General features: G+C 70.1%; 14 protein-coding genes. 4 read left to right on the forward strand and 10 right to left on the reverse strand.

Features of this window, described 5'->3' with window-relative positions:
* Nucleotides 1-3: 3 nt before the first annotated feature.
* Together VLI41_RS12790 and VLI41_RS12795 are read left to right on the forward strand one after the other, a co-directional pair.
* On the forward strand, nt 4-264 hold the full coding sequence (locus VLI41_RS12790; protein WP_325268468.1) for a hypothetical protein: 261 nt from the start codon (nt 4-6) through the stop codon (nt 262-264).
* A 22-nt stretch (nt 265-286) separates the two neighbouring features.
* Nucleotides 287-820 (forward strand): hypothetical protein, encoded by a 534-nt coding sequence (locus tag VLI41_RS12795; RefSeq protein WP_325268469.1) that lies wholly within the window; start codon nt 287-289, stop codon nt 818-820.
* Nucleotides 821-833: 13 nt separating this feature from the next.
* Here VLI41_RS12795 and VLI41_RS12800 read toward each other — a convergent pair whose 3' ends face one another.
* From VLI41_RS12800 to VLI41_RS12825, 6 genes are all read right to left on the reverse strand, one after another.
* Nucleotides 834-1,874: a hypothetical protein gene (locus VLI41_RS12800; protein WP_325268470.1), complete on the reverse strand. Its 1,041-nt coding sequence runs from the start codon at nt 1,872-1,874 to the stop codon at nt 834-836.
* Complete coding sequence (locus VLI41_RS12805) at nt 1,871-3,505, reverse strand: tetratricopeptide repeat-containing sulfotransferase family protein (RefSeq protein WP_325268471.1); 1,635 nt, start codon at nt 3,503-3,505, stop codon at nt 1,871-1,873. The genes VLI41_RS12800 and VLI41_RS12805 overlap by 4 nt, the downstream gene beginning before the upstream one ends.
* Entirely contained in the window at nt 3,502-4,170 is a 669-nt protein-coding gene (locus VLI41_RS12810; RefSeq protein ID WP_325268472.1) for a Fe2+-dependent dioxygenase, read from the reverse strand. The genes VLI41_RS12805 and VLI41_RS12810 overlap by 4 nt, the downstream gene beginning before the upstream one ends.
* A 118-nt stretch (nt 4,171-4,288) precedes the next feature.
* A complete protein-coding gene (locus VLI41_RS12815; RefSeq protein WP_325268473.1) occupies nt 4,289-7,285 on the reverse strand; it encodes a TonB-dependent receptor domain-containing protein in 2,997 nt (998 codons plus the stop codon).
* Nucleotides 7,286-7,626: 341 nt separating this feature from the next.
* The gene (locus VLI41_RS12820) at nt 7,627-8,538 is read right to left on the reverse strand and encodes an ABC transporter permease (RefSeq protein WP_325268474.1); all 912 of its coding nucleotides are present in this window, start codon (nt 8,536-8,538) and stop codon (nt 7,627-7,629) included.
* Nucleotides 8,535-9,458 carry an ABC transporter permease gene (locus VLI41_RS12825; protein ID WP_325268475.1) on the reverse strand — a complete coding sequence of 308 codons (924 nt, stop codon included), beginning with the start codon at nt 9,456-9,458 and terminating at the stop codon, nt 8,535-8,537. Before VLI41_RS12825 ends, VLI41_RS12820 begins: the two co-directional genes overlap by 4 nt.
* A gap of 112 nt (nt 9,459-9,570) precedes the next feature.
* Here VLI41_RS12825 and VLI41_RS12830 point away from each other — a divergent pair, with 112 nt between their 5' ends.
* On the forward strand, nt 9,571-9,981 hold the full coding sequence (locus tag VLI41_RS12830) for a TIGR01244 family sulfur transferase (protein WP_325268476.1): 411 nt from the start codon (nt 9,571-9,573) through the stop codon (nt 9,979-9,981).
* Nucleotides 9,982-9,986: 5 nt separating this feature from the next.
* Nucleotides 9,987-10,883, forward strand: coding sequence for an MBL fold metallo-hydrolase (locus tag VLI41_RS12835; protein ID WP_325268477.1), 897 nt, complete (start codon nt 9,987-9,989; stop codon nt 10,881-10,883).
* 26 nt (nt 10,884-10,909) lie between these two features.
* On the opposite strand, the gene VLI41_RS12840 is transcribed toward VLI41_RS12835, so the two are convergent.
* The 4 genes from VLI41_RS12840 to pdxH all read right to left on the reverse strand — a co-directional run bounded on the left by VLI41_RS12840 (nt 10,910) and on the right by pdxH (nt 15,297).
* Nucleotides 10,910-11,269, reverse strand: a complete 360-nt coding sequence (locus tag VLI41_RS12840; RefSeq protein ID WP_325268478.1) for a hypothetical protein — start codon at nt 11,267-11,269, stop codon at nt 10,910-10,912.
* A gap of 8 nt (nt 11,270-11,277) precedes the next feature.
* Nucleotides 11,278-12,927 (reverse strand): long-chain-fatty-acid--CoA ligase, encoded by a 1,650-nt coding sequence (locus VLI41_RS12845; protein ID WP_325268479.1) that lies wholly within the window; start codon nt 12,925-12,927, stop codon nt 11,278-11,280.
* Nucleotides 12,928-13,153: 226 nt separating this feature from the next.
* On the reverse strand, nt 13,154-14,635 hold the full coding sequence (locus VLI41_RS12850) for an AAA family ATPase (RefSeq protein WP_325268480.1): 1,482 nt from the start codon (nt 14,633-14,635) through the stop codon (nt 13,154-13,156).
* Nucleotides 14,632-15,297 carry a pyridoxamine 5'-phosphate oxidase gene (gene pdxH, locus VLI41_RS12855; protein ID WP_325268481.1) on the reverse strand — a complete coding sequence of 222 codons (666 nt, stop codon included), beginning with the start codon at nt 15,295-15,297 and terminating at the stop codon, nt 14,632-14,634. Before pdxH ends, VLI41_RS12850 begins: the two co-directional genes overlap by 4 nt.
* Nucleotides 15,298-15,372: the final 75 nt, after the last annotated feature.

Raw genomic sequence — 15,372 nt, forward strand, 5'->3', positions numbered from 1 at the left:
CCGATGTTGTTGGCCATGTTGGCCGTGCTGGCCGCCTCCACGCCGGCGGCCCCCGAGGGCGCGGCGCCCGCCCCTGCGCCCGCGGCGACCGCTCGGGCGCCCGCGAAGAAGAAGGACGACGTCATCTGCAGGACCGAGCAGGTGACGGGGTCGATGTTTCCGAAGAAGGTCTGCCGAAGCAAGGCCGAGTCCGCCAGGCAGACCGCCGAACAGCAGCAGCAGATCCGCCACGACCAGCGGCTGCAGACGTCCATGGGCCATTGACCAGACGAGAGCCGCGCGCACGATGACGATCCGCCCATCCGCCGTGATCCTGGGCCTTGCGGCGATGCTCGCCCTGCCCGCCGCCGTCTCGGCCAAGGACGAGACCCCGCACGATCGCGCGCCCGCGTTTCAGGGGGTGCTCAACTGCCGGGGGATCGCCGACAACGCCCAGCGGCTCGCCTGCTACGACGCCGCCGCCGCCAAGATGGGAGAGGCCGAGACCCATGGCGAGATCGTGGTCATCGACCGCGCCCAGGCCAGCGCGGCGCATCGCGAGGCCTTCGGGCTGCACGTGCCGAGCCTGTCCTTCGTCACCCGCGCGCTGAGGCCGGAGGAGGTCAATCGGATCGAGGGCGTGGTCGACACCGCCCATGCCGACGCCAACGGCTTCTGGACCTTCGAGCTGGATGGCGGCGCGATCTGGCGGCAGATCTCGGGCGAGCTCTGGCGACCGCCGCGCCACGGCTCGAAGGTCTCGATCCGGCGCGGATCGCTCGACAGCTATCTGATGAACGTCGACGGCCAGCCCTCGATCAAGGTGCACCGCGACCAGTAGGGGGCTTCGGCCGTCAGTGGCCGGACTGGCCGGGCCAGGTCAGCTGGGAAGCCGGCGCCTCCGCCCCTTCGAGCGCAGGCCAGGCGGTCCGGCTCCATTCGACGAGGCGTTCGAGATCGGCGCCGAGCCGGGCCCGGACAGCGGCGGCCTGCGCCTGGCGATCGGCCGGCGTGAAGGCGAGGCCCGGCGCCTTGGCGTGCCGCCCGAGAAGAGGGCCCTGCGTCACCGCCTCAACATGATCGGGCCCGAGCCCCAGGTCGAAAAACGTATCCAGCGCGGCGATGGCGCCCTGCGGATCGGCGAGGAAGGCCTCGCAGTCGAGCCAGGCCGCGCGCGCCGGCCCATAGAGCGAAGAGGCGCGGCGCAGATCGGCCATCTGCATGCGCCAGACGAGGGCCGCGATTTCGAGGTCCGACATTTCCAGGAGGTCGCGCCCCGTAAACGGCATCCGCTCGCCCAGATCGCCCGCCACCGCGCCGAACAGGCTCCTGGCGTATCGCGCGAGCTGGACCCCGCCCTTGGCGATGGAGAGCAGAAAGCTCGGCAGATCGGAATAGAGGAACAGAGCCTGGCCGGACGTCCTCGCCGCCGCCTCGCGCGCGAGGCGATTGGCGAAGTTGCTCGGCTTGATGATCACCTTGCCGCCGGACGGCGTACGCGCCAGCGCGCGCAGCGCCAGTCCGGGAGCGATTTCCAGCGGCTGCCCCGGCTCGCAGAGCCCGGCGCGCAGGGCGTCGGCCAGCTGCACCAGCACCCAGGGCTCCCGCAGCGCGAGGCTGCGGCCGCGCCGGTCGAGGGCGGCGGCGATCAAGGTCGAGCAGCAGAAGGACGTGTGAAATATGAACCCCAGGTTGGGAGCGCCGCCGTCCGGGGAGGCCAGCGGCGACAGCGCCTCTAGCGGCGCCCAGCGCTCCTGCAGCGCGCGGCGGTCCCAGCGCCGATCGAGGAACGGCTGCGCCGCGAGCGTCGCCTCGTCCGTCTCGACCAGGAGGACGGCTCGGCGGGCCGGATCGAGATCGGCCGGAAACCAGAAAGGCTCTGCGGAGGCCGTCACTCGGGCGGATAGCCGAACTTCTCGGCCCAGGGCTTCAGGATCGGCTTGATGACGTCGATCGTCGAGCCGTACTTGCGCCATTGGGCCAGGCCGTCCCGGTAAAGCCCGCGCCGCACCTGGCCGGCGCTCGGCGTGCGGATCTCGCGCCGGTTCGCCGTCTCGACGAAGTTGCGCATGTTCGCGTCCCAGGGCAGGCCGATGAAGTCGCAGATCGCCTGGGTCTGGCGGTCGAGATCCTCGACCAGGTCCTCGTGCTTGTGGACGTGCACCGCGAGCGGGAGCTTCTGCAGGTAGATCTCGGCCGCCTGCATGGTGGCCGCGTAGACCTCGGCCGCGCGCTGCAGGTCCGTGAACTCCACGGTCTGCGGGTTGGCGGTGAAGCGGTGCCGGAAGCAGCTCACCACCACGTCGCGCGGGTCGCGGCGCGCGAACAGGATTCGAGCTCGCGGGAAGAGCTTCGCGATCACCGGCAGATAGATGGTGTGAAGCGGCAGCTTGTCGACGAACACCTTGCCAGCCGGCTCGACGCCGAATTCCCGGACGCGCCGCCAATAGAGCTCCCGCCAGGCGCGAGCGCCGGCCTCGTCAAGCTCCTCCAGGCGCCGCAGGCCCTCCGGGCTGAACATGAACTCCAGGACCGCCGGATCGATCGCGGGCTTCTCCTCGAGAGCCACGATGTCGGCGTGGCTGGCCAGGATCTGCTCGAGCAGCGTCGTCCCGGAGCGGGCGAAGCCCACGAGGAAGGCGTGACCCGCCTGATCGCCGACCGGGTCGGTCTCCGGGATGGCGCGCCAGCGCTCAGGGGCCGCCGTCTCGAAGTAGCCGATCAGCCGGCGACAGGTGTCGAGCCCGAGCTCGCGGCCGGCCACGGCCCCCGCCTGCAGCGGCCGCAGAATGGCCCGGGAGGCCTTGTAGGCTTCCATGGCCGCCTCGGGCTGGCCCAGGCCTTCGAGTGCGTCGGCCTTGTGGTGCAGCGCCGTCGCCAGGTGCAGCTTGGTGAGGCGGCCGGCCGCGATGAGCCGGTCGATGCGGTCCTGCGCGGCCGCATAGCGGCCCTCCTGCATCTCGAAAGCCGCCATGGCCATGTTGGCGGCGGGCTGATCGGCTTCCAGGGCGAGAGCCCGTTCGGCGTAGCTGCAGGCCGCCTGCCAGTCCTTGTCTTCGGCAGCGAGCGCGGCCAGCGCGCCCAGCGGCTCGGGAAACTGCGGATCGAGCTCGGCGGCCCGCAGCTGCGCGAACCGGGCGGCGTCCTTGTCCCCGATGCTCTGCAGAGCGAGGCCTCGCCCGTTGTGGGCGTGCGGAAAGTCGGGCGCGATGGCCAGGGCGTCGTCGAACGCCTGCAGCGCATGGTGCGGCTTGGCCAGCTTCGAGTAGCAGACGCCGATGCTGTTGATGATGAAGGGATCGCCCGGCGCCAGCTTCAGGGCCTCATCGAGCACCACCAGCGCCTCGTCGATGCGGTCGTCCAGTTCGAGCTGGTAGGCCACGAGATTGAGCACCAGCGGCTCGCGCGAACCCTGGGCGTAGGCCTGTTGAGCCAGGCGGATGGCGCGATCCATGTCGCGTTCCGCGATGGCCTGGCTGACCTCCTCGGCGCTGACGGGGGCCGTGATGGAGCCTTCTGCGCTCACTTGGATGAACTCCACATCCGGCGAAGATTGGCGCGCACGTGCTGCAGCCGCACACGGTTCTCGTCCGCCATGGTCAGGCCCTCCAGGGCGGCGACCTCGTCGAGGTCATAGAGCAGCTCGCGCAACACGTTGTCGGCGATCTGGCTCTCGATGAAGGTGATGCCGACCAGGCGCTCGCCCTTGGTCACCGGCCTCACCTCGTGCAGCGTCGTCGAGGGATAGAGGACGGCGGCGCCGGGCTTCAGCTTGAACTCGACCGCCCGCGCGCCCAGGCGGATGGACAGCGCGCCGCCCTGATAGGCCTCCGGCTCGCTCAGGAACACCGTGCAGGACAAGTCCGAGCGCAACTGCCGCGCGCCGAGCTGCATGACGGCGGCGTCCGAATGCAGGCCGTACTTCATGCCGGGCTCGTAACGGGCGAGCAGCGGCGGGGCCATCAGGCTCGGGAAGGCGAAGTTGCGGAAGGGCTCGTTTCGCTGCAGCGCCTGGGCCATCAGGCGAGAAGAGGCCTGGTAGGCCTCATCCTCGTGGGCGATCTGCAGGTTGTCCTTCACGGCGGAGTGCGGCGAGGAGATGCGGCCATCGACGAAGCGCGCCTTGGCGGCGAGCGCGCGGAGCTCGCCCACCTCCTCCGGCGTCAGGACGTCATCGATCTCGAGAAACATCGATCACCCGGCTTGCCCGCGGCGATGCCTAGCACTGGCGCCATGGCCGGACAACGCGGCCAAATGGAAAGCGGCGGGCCTCGCAGCCCGCCGCTCCCAATTCGCATGACCCTTGGACTTAGAAGTCCGCAGTGATGCCGACGAAGGCGAACCGGCCCAGGGCGTCGTAGGTCCCCGGATAGGTGTTGCCGTTGCCGAAGGGCGGGCCCGACGCGGGGAACACGTTCGAGTCGAGGATCTTGGGATCCTTGTCGAACACGTTGTTCACGCCGGCGCGCAGGGTGATCGTGTCGCGCACTTTCCACGTCCCCGACAGGTCGAAGTAGCTGACGGCCGGGATGTGGGCGTCCACGACGTTGACCACACCGGGGGTGTTGAGGAACGGGTTCGACTGGTTGCCGTCGAACGCCACCCGGCTGATGTAGCGCCACTGGGCCGACAGCTCGAGCGGCCACGGCGTCGTCCAGGTGACCCGCAGCTTGTGCCGCCACTTCGGGGTCGGGCCGCCCGTGGCGAAGCTGGAGCACACCGGTCCGTAGAGGCCGGCGCAGTCGAACGTGCCGCCGCCCGTGGTGGGCTGCAGGACGTAGTGCTGCGTGTAGGTGCCGTTGAAGTTGAACGCCAGGCCGCCGTAGTCGCCCAGGCCCCAGTCGGAGAAGTTGGCATGGTAGTTGGCGGCGATGTCGACGCCCTTTTCCTGCAGGAAGCCGGTGTTGGTCTCGATGGCGTTCACGAAACCCGTCTGGCCGAACAGGATGCCCGTCGCCGGATCGCGGTGGAACAGCGAGCAGGCGGCCGGCGTGCCGTTGTTGAAGCAGTCGATGGCCGTGAGGGCCGGCAGCGAGGAGATCAGGTTCGCCACCTTGATGTTGAAGTAGTCGACGCTGACGTCGAGGCCCGGCACCCAATGCGGCCGCAGGACCACGCCGATCGTGTAGGTGTCGGCCTTTTCCGCCTGCAGGTTGGGGTTGCCGCCGAACAGCGCGTTGCACTGCGCCGACGGGCAGGTCTGGATGTTGCCGACCTGCGCCGCGGTCAGACCGCTCTTGATGCAGTTGGCCACGGGCGCATTGCCGGTGGCGCAGAGGTCCTGACCGCTGAACAGGCCGACGGAGGTCGGGGTGAACAGCTCGATGACGTTCGGCGCGCGGACGGCGCGGTTGTAGCCGCCGCGGATCTTGATGTCGTCGGTGATCGCCCAGTTGGCCCCGATCTTGTAGGCCTGGGTGGTGTTGGCCGCCGTCGAGTAGTCCGAGAAGCGGTAGCCGAGCTCGAGGTTCAGGTCCTTGGCGAACGGCACGTCCTGGGCCAGCGGGAGGCGGGCCTCGCCGAACAGTTCGTAGACATCGAGGCTGCCGCTGTGGCCGACGCGCGGGCCGCCCTGACCCGAGAGGTCGCCGGACTGGAATTCCGCATCGGTCTCCAGATTGATGGAGTCGCGATGGTACTCGGCGCCGAACGCCACGCCGATGCCGTCGTTGGCCATCGGCGACTTGACGCCGTACTTGCCGAGGTCGCCGGTGACCGAGACCGAGGCGATCTGCTGGGAGGTCTGGCCGCTCTGCAAGCCCGGCGTCTGGACGAAGGCCAGGGCCGCCGGGGTCAGGCCGCCGGCCTGGAAGAGGTTGAGCGGCACGCAACCGGCTTCCGACCCGGGCGCGCACTGGCCGGTCGCAGGATCGATCAGCAGGGACTGCTGGGCCCGGCGCACCGACACGTCGCCCTCGAAGTGCTCGTTGAGGATCGCGGTGCCGTACTGGATATAGGCGTCGTAGTTCCAGCCGTCGGCCAGCTCGCCCTTGGCGCCGATGTCGATCAGGTAGGTGGTGTGGCGCAGGTCGTCGACCCGCGGCACGCCCGCGAACCGGAAGCCGATGATGCTCTGCTGGACAAAGGCGGTGCCGGCGTTGGTGGCGCCGCAAAGCTGGGCCTGCTGGGCCGCCGACATGAGCGGATTGTTGCAATTGATCCCGAACGTCGAGGTGCCGCCGGGGCCGGTGCCCTGGAACAGGCCTGACGAGGCGATCTGCGCCCGGGTGTGGTCGTCAGCGAACATGAAGTCGCTGTAGAGGCTGACCATCCGGTTGATGTCGTAATGGGCGAAGAAGCCTCCCGTGTAGCGATCGTCCGGCCGCTGGAAGTAGTTCTGCGGCGCAAAGTTGAAGCGCAGCGCGTTGGTGAACGGAACGAAGGTCTGCGTCCCGTTCGGATTGACCGAGAACCCGCCCTTCGGCGTGTTCGAGTTGATGAACCGGCCGAAGGCGCTGTTCGAGGAGCCGGCGCAGACGTGCGCGTCGTAGATGCCGCTGGTGCCGGAGGTCGTGGCCGCGACCGAGCAGGCCGAGTAGTCGCGCTGCGACTGCAGGATCGGCTGCAGATTCCGGTAGTTCAGGTAGGCGGTGACGTTGCCCTTGCCGTCCGGCGCGTTCACCCCGGTGACCACGGTGATGTCGTAGGTTTGGCCGTCCCACACGTCCGACGGCGGGCTGGGAATGAAGAACGGGGCGGTCGACAGCAGATTGCTGGCCTCGCCGTTGTGCTGGTGGTGCTGGTAGCCGGAATAGCTGGCGTCGACGCGGAACCCTTCGAAGTTCCGGTTCATGATGAAGTTCACCACGCCGGCCACGGCGTCGGAGCCGTACACCGCCGAGGCGCCGCCGGTGAGCACGTCCACGCGCTGCACCAGGGCGGCCGGGATCGCGTTGAGGTCGGCGGCGGGAACCTTGGGGTCGCCCGGCGCCATGCGGTGGCCGTCGATCAGCACCAGGGTCCGCTTGTCGCCGAGACCGCGCAGGTTGACGGTGGCCGTGCCGGTCGCGCCGTTCGAGACGCCCGAGCCGAAGTCGGCGGCGACCTGCGGCAGGTTGTTCAGCAGGGTTTCGACGTTCGTGGTGCCCTGCAGGCGCAGCTCCTGCTGGTTCACCGCGGTGACCGGGCTGACGCTGGTCAGGTTGGGCTGCGGGATGCGCGAGCCGGTGACCACGATTTCGGAGACCTCGGCGCCGCTGCTCGCGGTGGCTTGGGCCTGGGCCTGGGTGGCGGACAGCCCGACAAGGGCGGCGCCGCAGATCATCGAAGACGCCAGCAGGCGCTCTCGAGTTGAGATGATTTTCAAGGTCTACATCCTCCAGCCGTTCGCCGGGTCCTGAACGACATGCGAAGCGGCTTCCCAACAAAAGTCCGGTCCCGGAGTCGGCGTGATCCCCGGTTACGGTGGAGTTACGGACCTTGGCCGGCAGGGGTCAACGCAGATTAACGGCCTGTCATGTTGTCGGCCGGCGCCTGTCGCATTCTGGTCACAGATTGTCGCACCCGCCGCAAAGCCGGCACAAATCGTGCGCTGTTGAGGGGCGATCGCTCGCACCAGCCTTAACAAACGCTAAATCTCGGCAAGTTTCGCGTACCGCGCTTTCCAACTTTTGTTGCTTTCGGAAGGCGCGCGATCGCCGGCTGCCTCTACCGGTCCTTGGGATCGATCGCGTCCCTGAGGCCGTCGCCGATGAAGTTGAAGCTCATCAGCGTCACCACCATGGTGAGCGACGGGAAGACGAGCAGCCAGGGGGCGAGCTCCATGTCCTGCGCGCCGCCGGCGATCAGCGTGCCGAGCGAGGCCATCGGCGGCTGCACGCCGAGCCCCAGGAAGCTCAGGAAGCTCTCGGCCAGGATCACCGCCGGGATCGTCAGGGTAACGTAGACGACCACCGGGCCCAGCAGGTTCGGCACGATGTGCCGGGCGATGATCGCGCCCCGGCCGAGGCCGGCGGCGCGGGCGGCCTCGACGAACTCCTTCTGCTTCAGCGCCAGGGTCTGGCCGCGGACGATCCGGCTCATGGTCAGCCACTCCACGGCCCCGATCGCCACGAAGATCAGCAGGATGTTGGAGCCGAAGGCGACCATCAGAAGGATCACGAAGAAGATGAACGGCAGCGAGTAGAGCACGTCGACCATGCGCATCATGGCCTCGTCGAGCCGGCCGCCCGCGTAACCCGCCACCGCGCCCCAGGCGACGCCGATCAGCAGCGAGACGAGGGTGGCGACCAGGCCGATGGCCAGCGACACGCGCAGCCCGATCAGCAGCCTGGCGAGCAGGTCGCGCCCGAGCGCGTCGGCGCCCAGCAGGTGGCCGTGCTGCAGCGGCCCGACCCAGGTGTCGGCCTTGTTGATCTGGTCGTAGCTGAAGGGGATCAGCATCGGACCGATGACGGCGGCCAGGACCAGCAGGCTCAGGGCCGCCATGCCGGCCACGGCCGCGCGGTGCCTGAACAGCCGCCGGCGGGCGTCGTCCCAGAGGCTGCGGCCGCGGACGGCTGCGCCTTCCATGGCCTCCACCCCGCGGCGGGAGCCGGGCGCCAGCACCGAGCCCATCATCCGAGCCGCACCCTCGGATCCAGCACCGCATAGAGCAGGTCCGCGAGCAGGTTCAGCGTCAGGATCAGGCCCGCGTAGAGGATCACCATGCCCATCACCACCGTGTAGTCGCGCTGCAGGGCGGAGATGACGAAGAACTTGCCGAGCCCCGGCAGGTTGAAGATCCGCTCCACCACCAGCGAGCCGGTGAGCAGCCCCGCGCAGGCGGGCCCGAGATAGCTCACCAGCGGCAGCAGCGCGGCGCGGAGCGCGTGCTTGACGACGATCCGGCCCTCCGGCAGCCCCTTGGCGCGGGCGGTGCGGACATAATTGGAGCGCAGCACCTCGATCATGCCTGCGCGGGTCAGCCGCGAGATGATGGCGATCTGCGGCAGCGCCAGCACGGTCACCGGCAGCACCAGGTTGGGCAGCGCCCCGTTGTTCCAGCCGGCGGTCGGCAGCCAGCCCAGCTTGGAGGCGAGCGCCAGCACCAAGAGCGGCGCGGTGACGAAGGTCGGGATGCAGACGCCCAGGATGGCGAGCGTCATCACCGCATGGTCGGCCGTCCGGTTCTGGCGCAGCGCCGCGATCACGCCCAGGCTGACGCCGACCAGGGCGGCGATGACGATCGCCGAGAGGCCGAGCTTCAGGCTGACGGGGTAGTTCTCCTTGAGGATCTCCAGGACGGTCTTGTCCTGGTATTTCAGCGAGGGGCCGAGGTCGCCCTTCAGCACCCCGCCGACGTAATCGAGGTACTGCTGCGGCAGCGGCTTGTTCATGCCGTAGCGCTCGCGGATGTTGCGCTCGATCGCCGGCGACAGCTTGCGGTCCAGGTCGAACGGGCTGCCGGGCGCGGCCCGCATCATGAAGAAGGCCGCGGTGACCACCAGGAACAGCGTCGGGATGGCGATCAGGAGGCGCCGGCCGATATAGCGGAGCATTCGCGGATCAAGGCCTTGGAGAGCGGGCCTTTTCGGGGCCGAGGCGTTGCGAAACTTCCACCCGCCCCCGATGATGTCAACGAACTCCCCTCCCCCGCCGCGAGCGCCCCCCATGCCCGACTTCCGACGCGTCACCGACCAGATCTCCGTCAGCCCGCAGATCGCGCCCGACGACGTGGCGCGCGCCGCCGCCCAGGGCTTCCGCACGATCATCAACAATCGCCCGGACGGCGAGGCGCCCGACCAGCCGTCCGGCCACCAGATCGAGCAGGCGGCGCGCGAGGCGGGGCTGGCCTACTTCCACATCCCGGTGCGCGGCGGCCCGACGCCCGAGCAGGTCGAGACCACCGAGCGGGTGGTGAGCGAGGCCGACAAGCCGGTGCTGGCCTTCTGCCGCTCCGGCAACCGCTCGATCCTCACCTGGGCGCTCGCCGAGACGCACGCGGGCGCCCGCGATCGCCAGGAGCTCATCGCGCTCGGGCGTCAGGCGGGCTACGACCTCTCCGCGGCGCTGGGCGGCTGAGCGCGATGGCCATCCCCTACGTCCGCCAGCTGGACTTCGCCTACGGCCGCTGCGACCAGGTCTCGCCGCTGATCCGGCGGGTGATCTGCAACAACCCGGGGCCGTTCACCTACCTCGGCACCGGGACCTATATCGTCGGCCGCGGCGAGGTGGCGGTGATCGATCCCGGCCCTGACGATCCGGCCCACCTGCAGGCGATCCTGGGCGCGCTGGAGGGCGAGCGGGTCAGCGCCATCGTCATCACCCATCACCATTCCGACCACTCGCCGCTCGCGGGGCCGCTGAAGGCTGCGACCGGCGCGCCGATCTTGGGCTGCGCGGTGGCGCGGCACGAGGCGGACGACAGCGGCGTCCGCATGGAGGCCGGCCACGACCTCGCCTTCAAGCCCGACGTCAGCCTGTGCGGCGGCGGCGAGGTCAAGGGCCCCGGCTGGACGCTGGAGGCCATCCCGACGCCCGGCCACACCTCGAACCACCTCTGCTACGCCCTGCCGGAAGAGAACGCCTGCTTCACCGGCGACCACATCATGGGCTGGTCGACGACGGTGATCACCCCGCCCGACGGCGACATGAGCGACTACCTGGAGAGCCTGCGGCGGATCAGGGCGCGCGGCTTTGCGACGCTCTGGCCGACGCATGGGCCGCCAGTGCGCGACGTCGAGGCGTTCATCGACGCCTACCTCGAGCACCGCCAGGAGCGGATCGACCAGATCCTGGGGGCGCTGAAGGCCGGGCCGGCGACCATCGCCGAGCTGACGCCCCGGCTCTACGCCGATGTCGACCCCAAGCTCTGGCCGGCCGCCTCGCGCTCGATGCTGGCGGCGATGATCCATCTGGTGCGCGAGGGCCTCCTCGAGGCCGACCGCGACGTGGGGCCGAACGCCACCTACCGGCTGGCCTAGCCTCATCCTAGCCCGGCCGACACGGATCACCGAGCCGGAGCGTCGCCGGGCGAAGGCGCGGCCGGCGCGGGCGCAGGCGACGGCGCCGGCGCGGGCGGCGCCGGCTTGGAGAGATACCTGGCGAGGTAGGCGGAGATGGCGAGCTGCTCCTGCGCGGTCATCTCGGCGCCGGCCGACTGCATCTTGACGATCTCGTCGTCCCAGCCTTCCGGCGTGTAGCGCGCGTAGGCGAACTGGGTGGCGTCGTGGCAGCCGGTGCAGACGCGCACCACGGCGTCCTTGCCGGGCCCGGGCGGCAGCGGGTCGTCGGCCGGCGCCTGGGCGAAAACCGGCCCGGCAACGGCCAGGGCGGCGGCCGCGGCGGCGGCGGCTGCGAATCGGATCATCCGGACGGTCAGGCGCTTGCCTTCGCGCGGGCCGCGGGCAGGACGTAGCCCTTCATGCGCTCGCGGATCAGCTTCTTGTCGATCTTGCCGGTGGCGCCGAGCGGAATGTCGTCCACGAAGACCACGTCGTCGGGCATCCACCACTTGGCGATCTTGCCCTCCAGGAAGCCCAGGAACTCGTCCCTGGTCGCGGTCTCGCCCTCCTTCAGCCGGACCAGCAGCAGCGGCCGCTCGTCCCACTTCGGATGCGCCACGCCGATCACCGCCGCCAGCGCCGCCTTCGGATGGCCCGCGGCGATGTTCTCGATCTCGATGGAGGAGATCCATTCGCCGCCGGACTTGATGACGTCCTTGGCGCGGTCGGTGATCTGCATGAAGCCGTCGGGATCGATGGTGGCCACATCGCCGGTGTCGAAGAAGCCGTGGTCGTCGAGGATCCGGCCGCCCTCGCCCTTGAAGTACTCGCGGGCGATGAACGGGCCCTTGACCTTCAGCCGGCCGAAGGTCTTGCCGTCGTGCGGCAGCGGACGGTCGGCGTCGTCCTCGATCTCCATGTCGACGCCGAGCGGCGCGCGGCCCTGCTTCAGCTTCAGGCGGACCTGGCCCTCGGCGTCCAGGCCCTTGGTGGCCTGGTTGGGGGCCGAGAGCGTGCCGAGCGGGCTCATCTCGGTCATCCCCCAGGCGTGGGTAACGTCGACGCCGAACTCGTCGCGGAAGCCGCGCACGATCGCCTCCGGCACCGCCGAACCGCCGATCACCACGCGCTTCAGCGTGGAGAGCGTCGCGTGCTTCTCGCGCAGCTCCGCCAGCAGCATCTGCCAGACGGTGGGCACCGCGGCGGAGAAGGTGACGCCCTCGCTCTCCAGCAGCTCGTAGACCGAGGCGCCGTCGAGCTTGGCGCCCGGCATCACCAGCTTGGCCCCCACCGCCGGCGCCGAGAAGGCGATCCCCCAGGCGTTGGCGTGGAACATCGGCACGACCGGCAGGATGGTGTCCTTCGCCGAGAAGCCCATGACGTCGGAGGCCAGCGTCACCAGGGTGTGCAGGAAGTTGGAGCGGTGGGAATAGAGCACGCCCTTGGGATTGCCCGTCGTGCCGGAGGTGTAGCAGAGGCCGGCCGCGGTGTTCTCGTCGAAGCCGCCCCAGGCGACGTCGGGCGAAGCCTGGTCGACCAGCGTCTCGAAGCAGAGCGCGCCCTCCAGGCCCTTGGCCTCGGCCATGTGCGCCTCGTCGGTCATCACCACGAAATGCTTCACCGTCGGCATCTTCGCCCGGTGCTCGATCAGCGTCGGCACGAAGGTGAGGTCGGTGAAGATGATGCGGTCTTCGGCGTGGTTGATGATGTAGCAGAGCTGCTCGGCGAACAGCCGCGGGTTGAGCGTGTGGCAGACCGCGCCCATGCCCATGATGGCGTACCAGGCCTCCAGGTGGCGGGCGGTGTTCCAGGCGAGGGTGGCGACCCGGTCGCCGGGCCCGATCCCGAGCCCCGCGAGAGCGCCGGAGAGCCGCCGGGCCCGCGCATGCGCCTGGGCGTAGGTGGTGCGCACGATCGGGCCCTCGAGCGAGCGGGAGACGATCTCCACCTCGCCGTGCCATCGTGCGGCATGGTCGAGGATCTTGTCGACCGTAAGCGGCCAATCCTGCATCAGGCCGAGCATGGCGGAACTCCTCCCCGGGTCTTTCTCAGGCTTTTCGGCAGGTTAGTTTCCTGACCGCCGATAAGCAAACGGGACTGGGACGATCCCCGGCGAGCCCCCAAGCGCGAACCGCCGTATCGAACCACGAGGACCACGAAGACCACGAAGGCGCCGCGGCCTTCCTGGTGGTCTTGGTGTCCTTGGTGGTCTTGGTGTTGAAAGACTGAGCCTGCGCCTTCGGCCTTGCTCAGGTGGCCAGCCAGGATTTGGCGGCCTGTGGGATGTCGCCGGAGGTGTCGACGCGGGGCCAGGTGACTTCGGTATGGGCGAGGCGCTCGAGTTGGCCGCGGAGGACCTCGAGGGTGGCGTCGGAGGCGTCGCCGACGCGGGCGGCGATGCGGGATTCCAGCACGGCTTGCGGCGCGTCCAGGAACGCGGGGCGGAACGGGACCCCCGCCTCGCGGGCCAGATCCTCGGCGCGGCGGCGGAGGTCCGGCTCGAGGAAGGTCGCGTCAAGCACCACGGCGCGGCCGGCCCGGAGCATCGCGCCGGCCTCGGCGAACAGCGTCTCGTAGACCCTGGCGTAGAACGCGGGCGTGTAGACGTCGCGGGGCAGCCGATCGGTGGGACCGGCGCCCGCCAGCCGCTTGCGGATCTCGTCGGTGCGCAGGACCACGGCCCCGGGGGACGCGCCGAGCGCCGGGGCGATCGCGCGGGCGAAGCTGGACTTGCCCGTCCCGGACAGGCCGCCCACCGCCGCCAGGACCGGCGGGGCGGGCGCAAGGTGTTCGATGGCCGCCGCCAGATAGCCCCTGGCGCCCGCCGGATCGCCGGCGTGGGCCTGCACGTGGGCGCGCACCGCGGCCCTCACGGAGAGCATCAGCGGCAGGGCCGCGAGACCTTCCCAGATCGTCGCCGGGAAGCTGCGGGCGGCCTGGTCGAGCCAGGCGGCGAGCACCCGGGCCGCGGCCTCGCGCCGGCCGCGGAACTCGAGGTCCATGAGCAGGAAGGCGAGGTCGTAGAGGACGTCGATATCGGAGAGCAGGTCGTTGAACTCGATGCAGTCGAAGAGGATCGGCCGGCCATCCTCGACCAGGATGTTGCCCAGGTGCAGGTCGCCGTGGCAGCGGCGGGCGAAGCCCTGGCCGGCGCGGGCGGCGAGCAGGGACGCCTGGCGATCCAGCTCGGCGGCGGTGAGCGCCACCAGCCGCGCGACGGACGGCTCACCGAGCACCGGCGCGAGCTGCCCGAGCAGCTGGGCGTTGGACCCGACGGTGAAGGCCATGGAGCTCGCCCCGCCCAACGGCCGGACCGGGGCGGCCGCATGGAAGCCGGCGATGGCGCGGCCCAGCGCCTCGGCCAGCTCCCCGTCGACCCGCTCCGGATGGGCGGCGAGCAGCGCGTCGTCGGCGAAGCGGCGCATCTCCAGCACGGTCTCCACCGTCCCGCCCACGCCGTCGAAGGCGAGGCTCCCGTCCGCCTCGCGGGTGATCCTCCGCAGCGCCCGGTAGATGTCCGGCGCGGCGGCCTTGTTGAACGCGAGCTCCCGCTCCAGCGCCCACGTCCGCCGCTCCGCCGTGGTGAAGTCGACGTAACCCAGGTCCACGTGCCGCTTGACCTTGAAGGCCGTGTCGCCGGCCAGGAACACCCGGGCGCAGGCGGTCTCGATGGCCCGCTCGGCGAAGCCCCCGAACCAGCGGGCGACCTCGGCTTCCTCGGCGTCGCTCAAGGATAGAGCCGCTTGGTGGTCCACCCTCCGCCCCGCCGCTCGAAGACCAGGCGTTCGTGCAGCCGGAACGGCCGGTCGCGCCAGAACTCGATGGTTTGCGCCGCCAGGCGGTAGCCCGACCAGTGCGGCGGGCGCGGCACCTTGCCCAGCCCGAACTTCAGGCCGAATTCGGCGATGCGCTTCTCGAAGGCCATGCGGTCCGGCAGCGGCTGCGACTGTTCCGAGGCCCAGGCGCCGAGCTGGGCGGGGCGGGCGCGGGTCGCCCAGTAGGCGTCGGCCTCCTCGGCGCTGACCGGCGTCACGGCGCCGCGGGCGCGGACCTGCCGGCGCAGCGACTTCCAGTGGAACAGCAGCGCCGCGGCGGGGCTGGCCGCGAGCTGGCGGCCCTTGGCGCTTTCCAGGTTCGTGTAAAAGACGAAGCCGCGCGCGTCGGCATCCTTCAGGAGCACCATGCGCACGTCCGGCAGGCCGTCCGCGTCGACGGTGGCGAGCGCCATGGCGTTGGCGTCGTTGGGCTCCTTCGCCAGCGCCTCGGTCATCCATTCGGCGAACAGCGCGAAGGGATCGGTCTCGGCAAGCTGCGGCGGCGGCTCGGCGGCCGCCACCTGGCGGACGTAGTCGTCCTCGCTGGGCGAGGGCGGGATCGGCGGCTTCTCGATCATTGCGCCCCTATAGCCCGAGCGGCTTCGCATCCGCGAGATTTAACGCGGCATTGACGCCGGCGCGCGCAAGCTGGG

This window comes from Phenylobacterium sp. (assembly GCF_035475775.1).
In the GTDB taxonomy this organism is placed as follows: domain Bacteria; phylum Pseudomonadota; class Alphaproteobacteria; order Caulobacterales; family Caulobacteraceae; genus Phenylobacterium.

Coding starts and splice junctions, on each gene's coding strand:
- VLI41_RS12830 (WP_325268476.1), top strand. CDS start 9,571: ATGCCCGACTTCCGACGCGTCACCGACCAGATCTCCGTCAGCCCGCAG.
- VLI41_RS12820 (WP_325268474.1), bottom strand. CDS start 8,538: ATGATGGGCTCGGTGCTGGCGCCCGGCTCCCGCCGCGGGGTGGAGGCC.
- VLI41_RS12825 (WP_325268475.1), bottom strand. CDS start 9,458: ATGCTCCGCTATATCGGCCGGCGCCTCCTGATCGCCATCCCGACGCTG.
- VLI41_RS12795 (WP_325268469.1), top strand. CDS start 287: ATGACGATCCGCCCATCCGCCGTGATCCTGGGCCTTGCGGCGATGCTC.
- VLI41_RS12840 (WP_325268478.1), bottom strand. CDS start 11,269: ATGATCCGATTCGCAGCCGCCGCCGCCGCGGCCGCCGCCCTGGCCGTT.
- VLI41_RS12810 (WP_325268472.1), bottom strand. CDS start 4,170: ATGTTTCTCGAGATCGATGACGTCCTGACGCCGGAGGAGGTGGGCGAG.
- pdxH (WP_325268481.1), bottom strand. CDS start 15,297: ATGATCGAGAAGCCGCCGATCCCGCCCTCGCCCAGCGAGGACGACTAC.
- VLI41_RS12845 (WP_325268479.1), bottom strand. CDS start 12,927: ATGCTCGGCCTGATGCAGGATTGGCCGCTTACGGTCGACAAGATCCTC.
- VLI41_RS12790 (WP_325268468.1), top strand. CDS start 4: ATGTTGTTGGCCATGTTGGCCGTGCTGGCCGCCTCCACGCCGGCGGCC.
- VLI41_RS12835 (WP_325268477.1), top strand. CDS start 9,987: ATGGCCATCCCCTACGTCCGCCAGCTGGACTTCGCCTACGGCCGCTGC.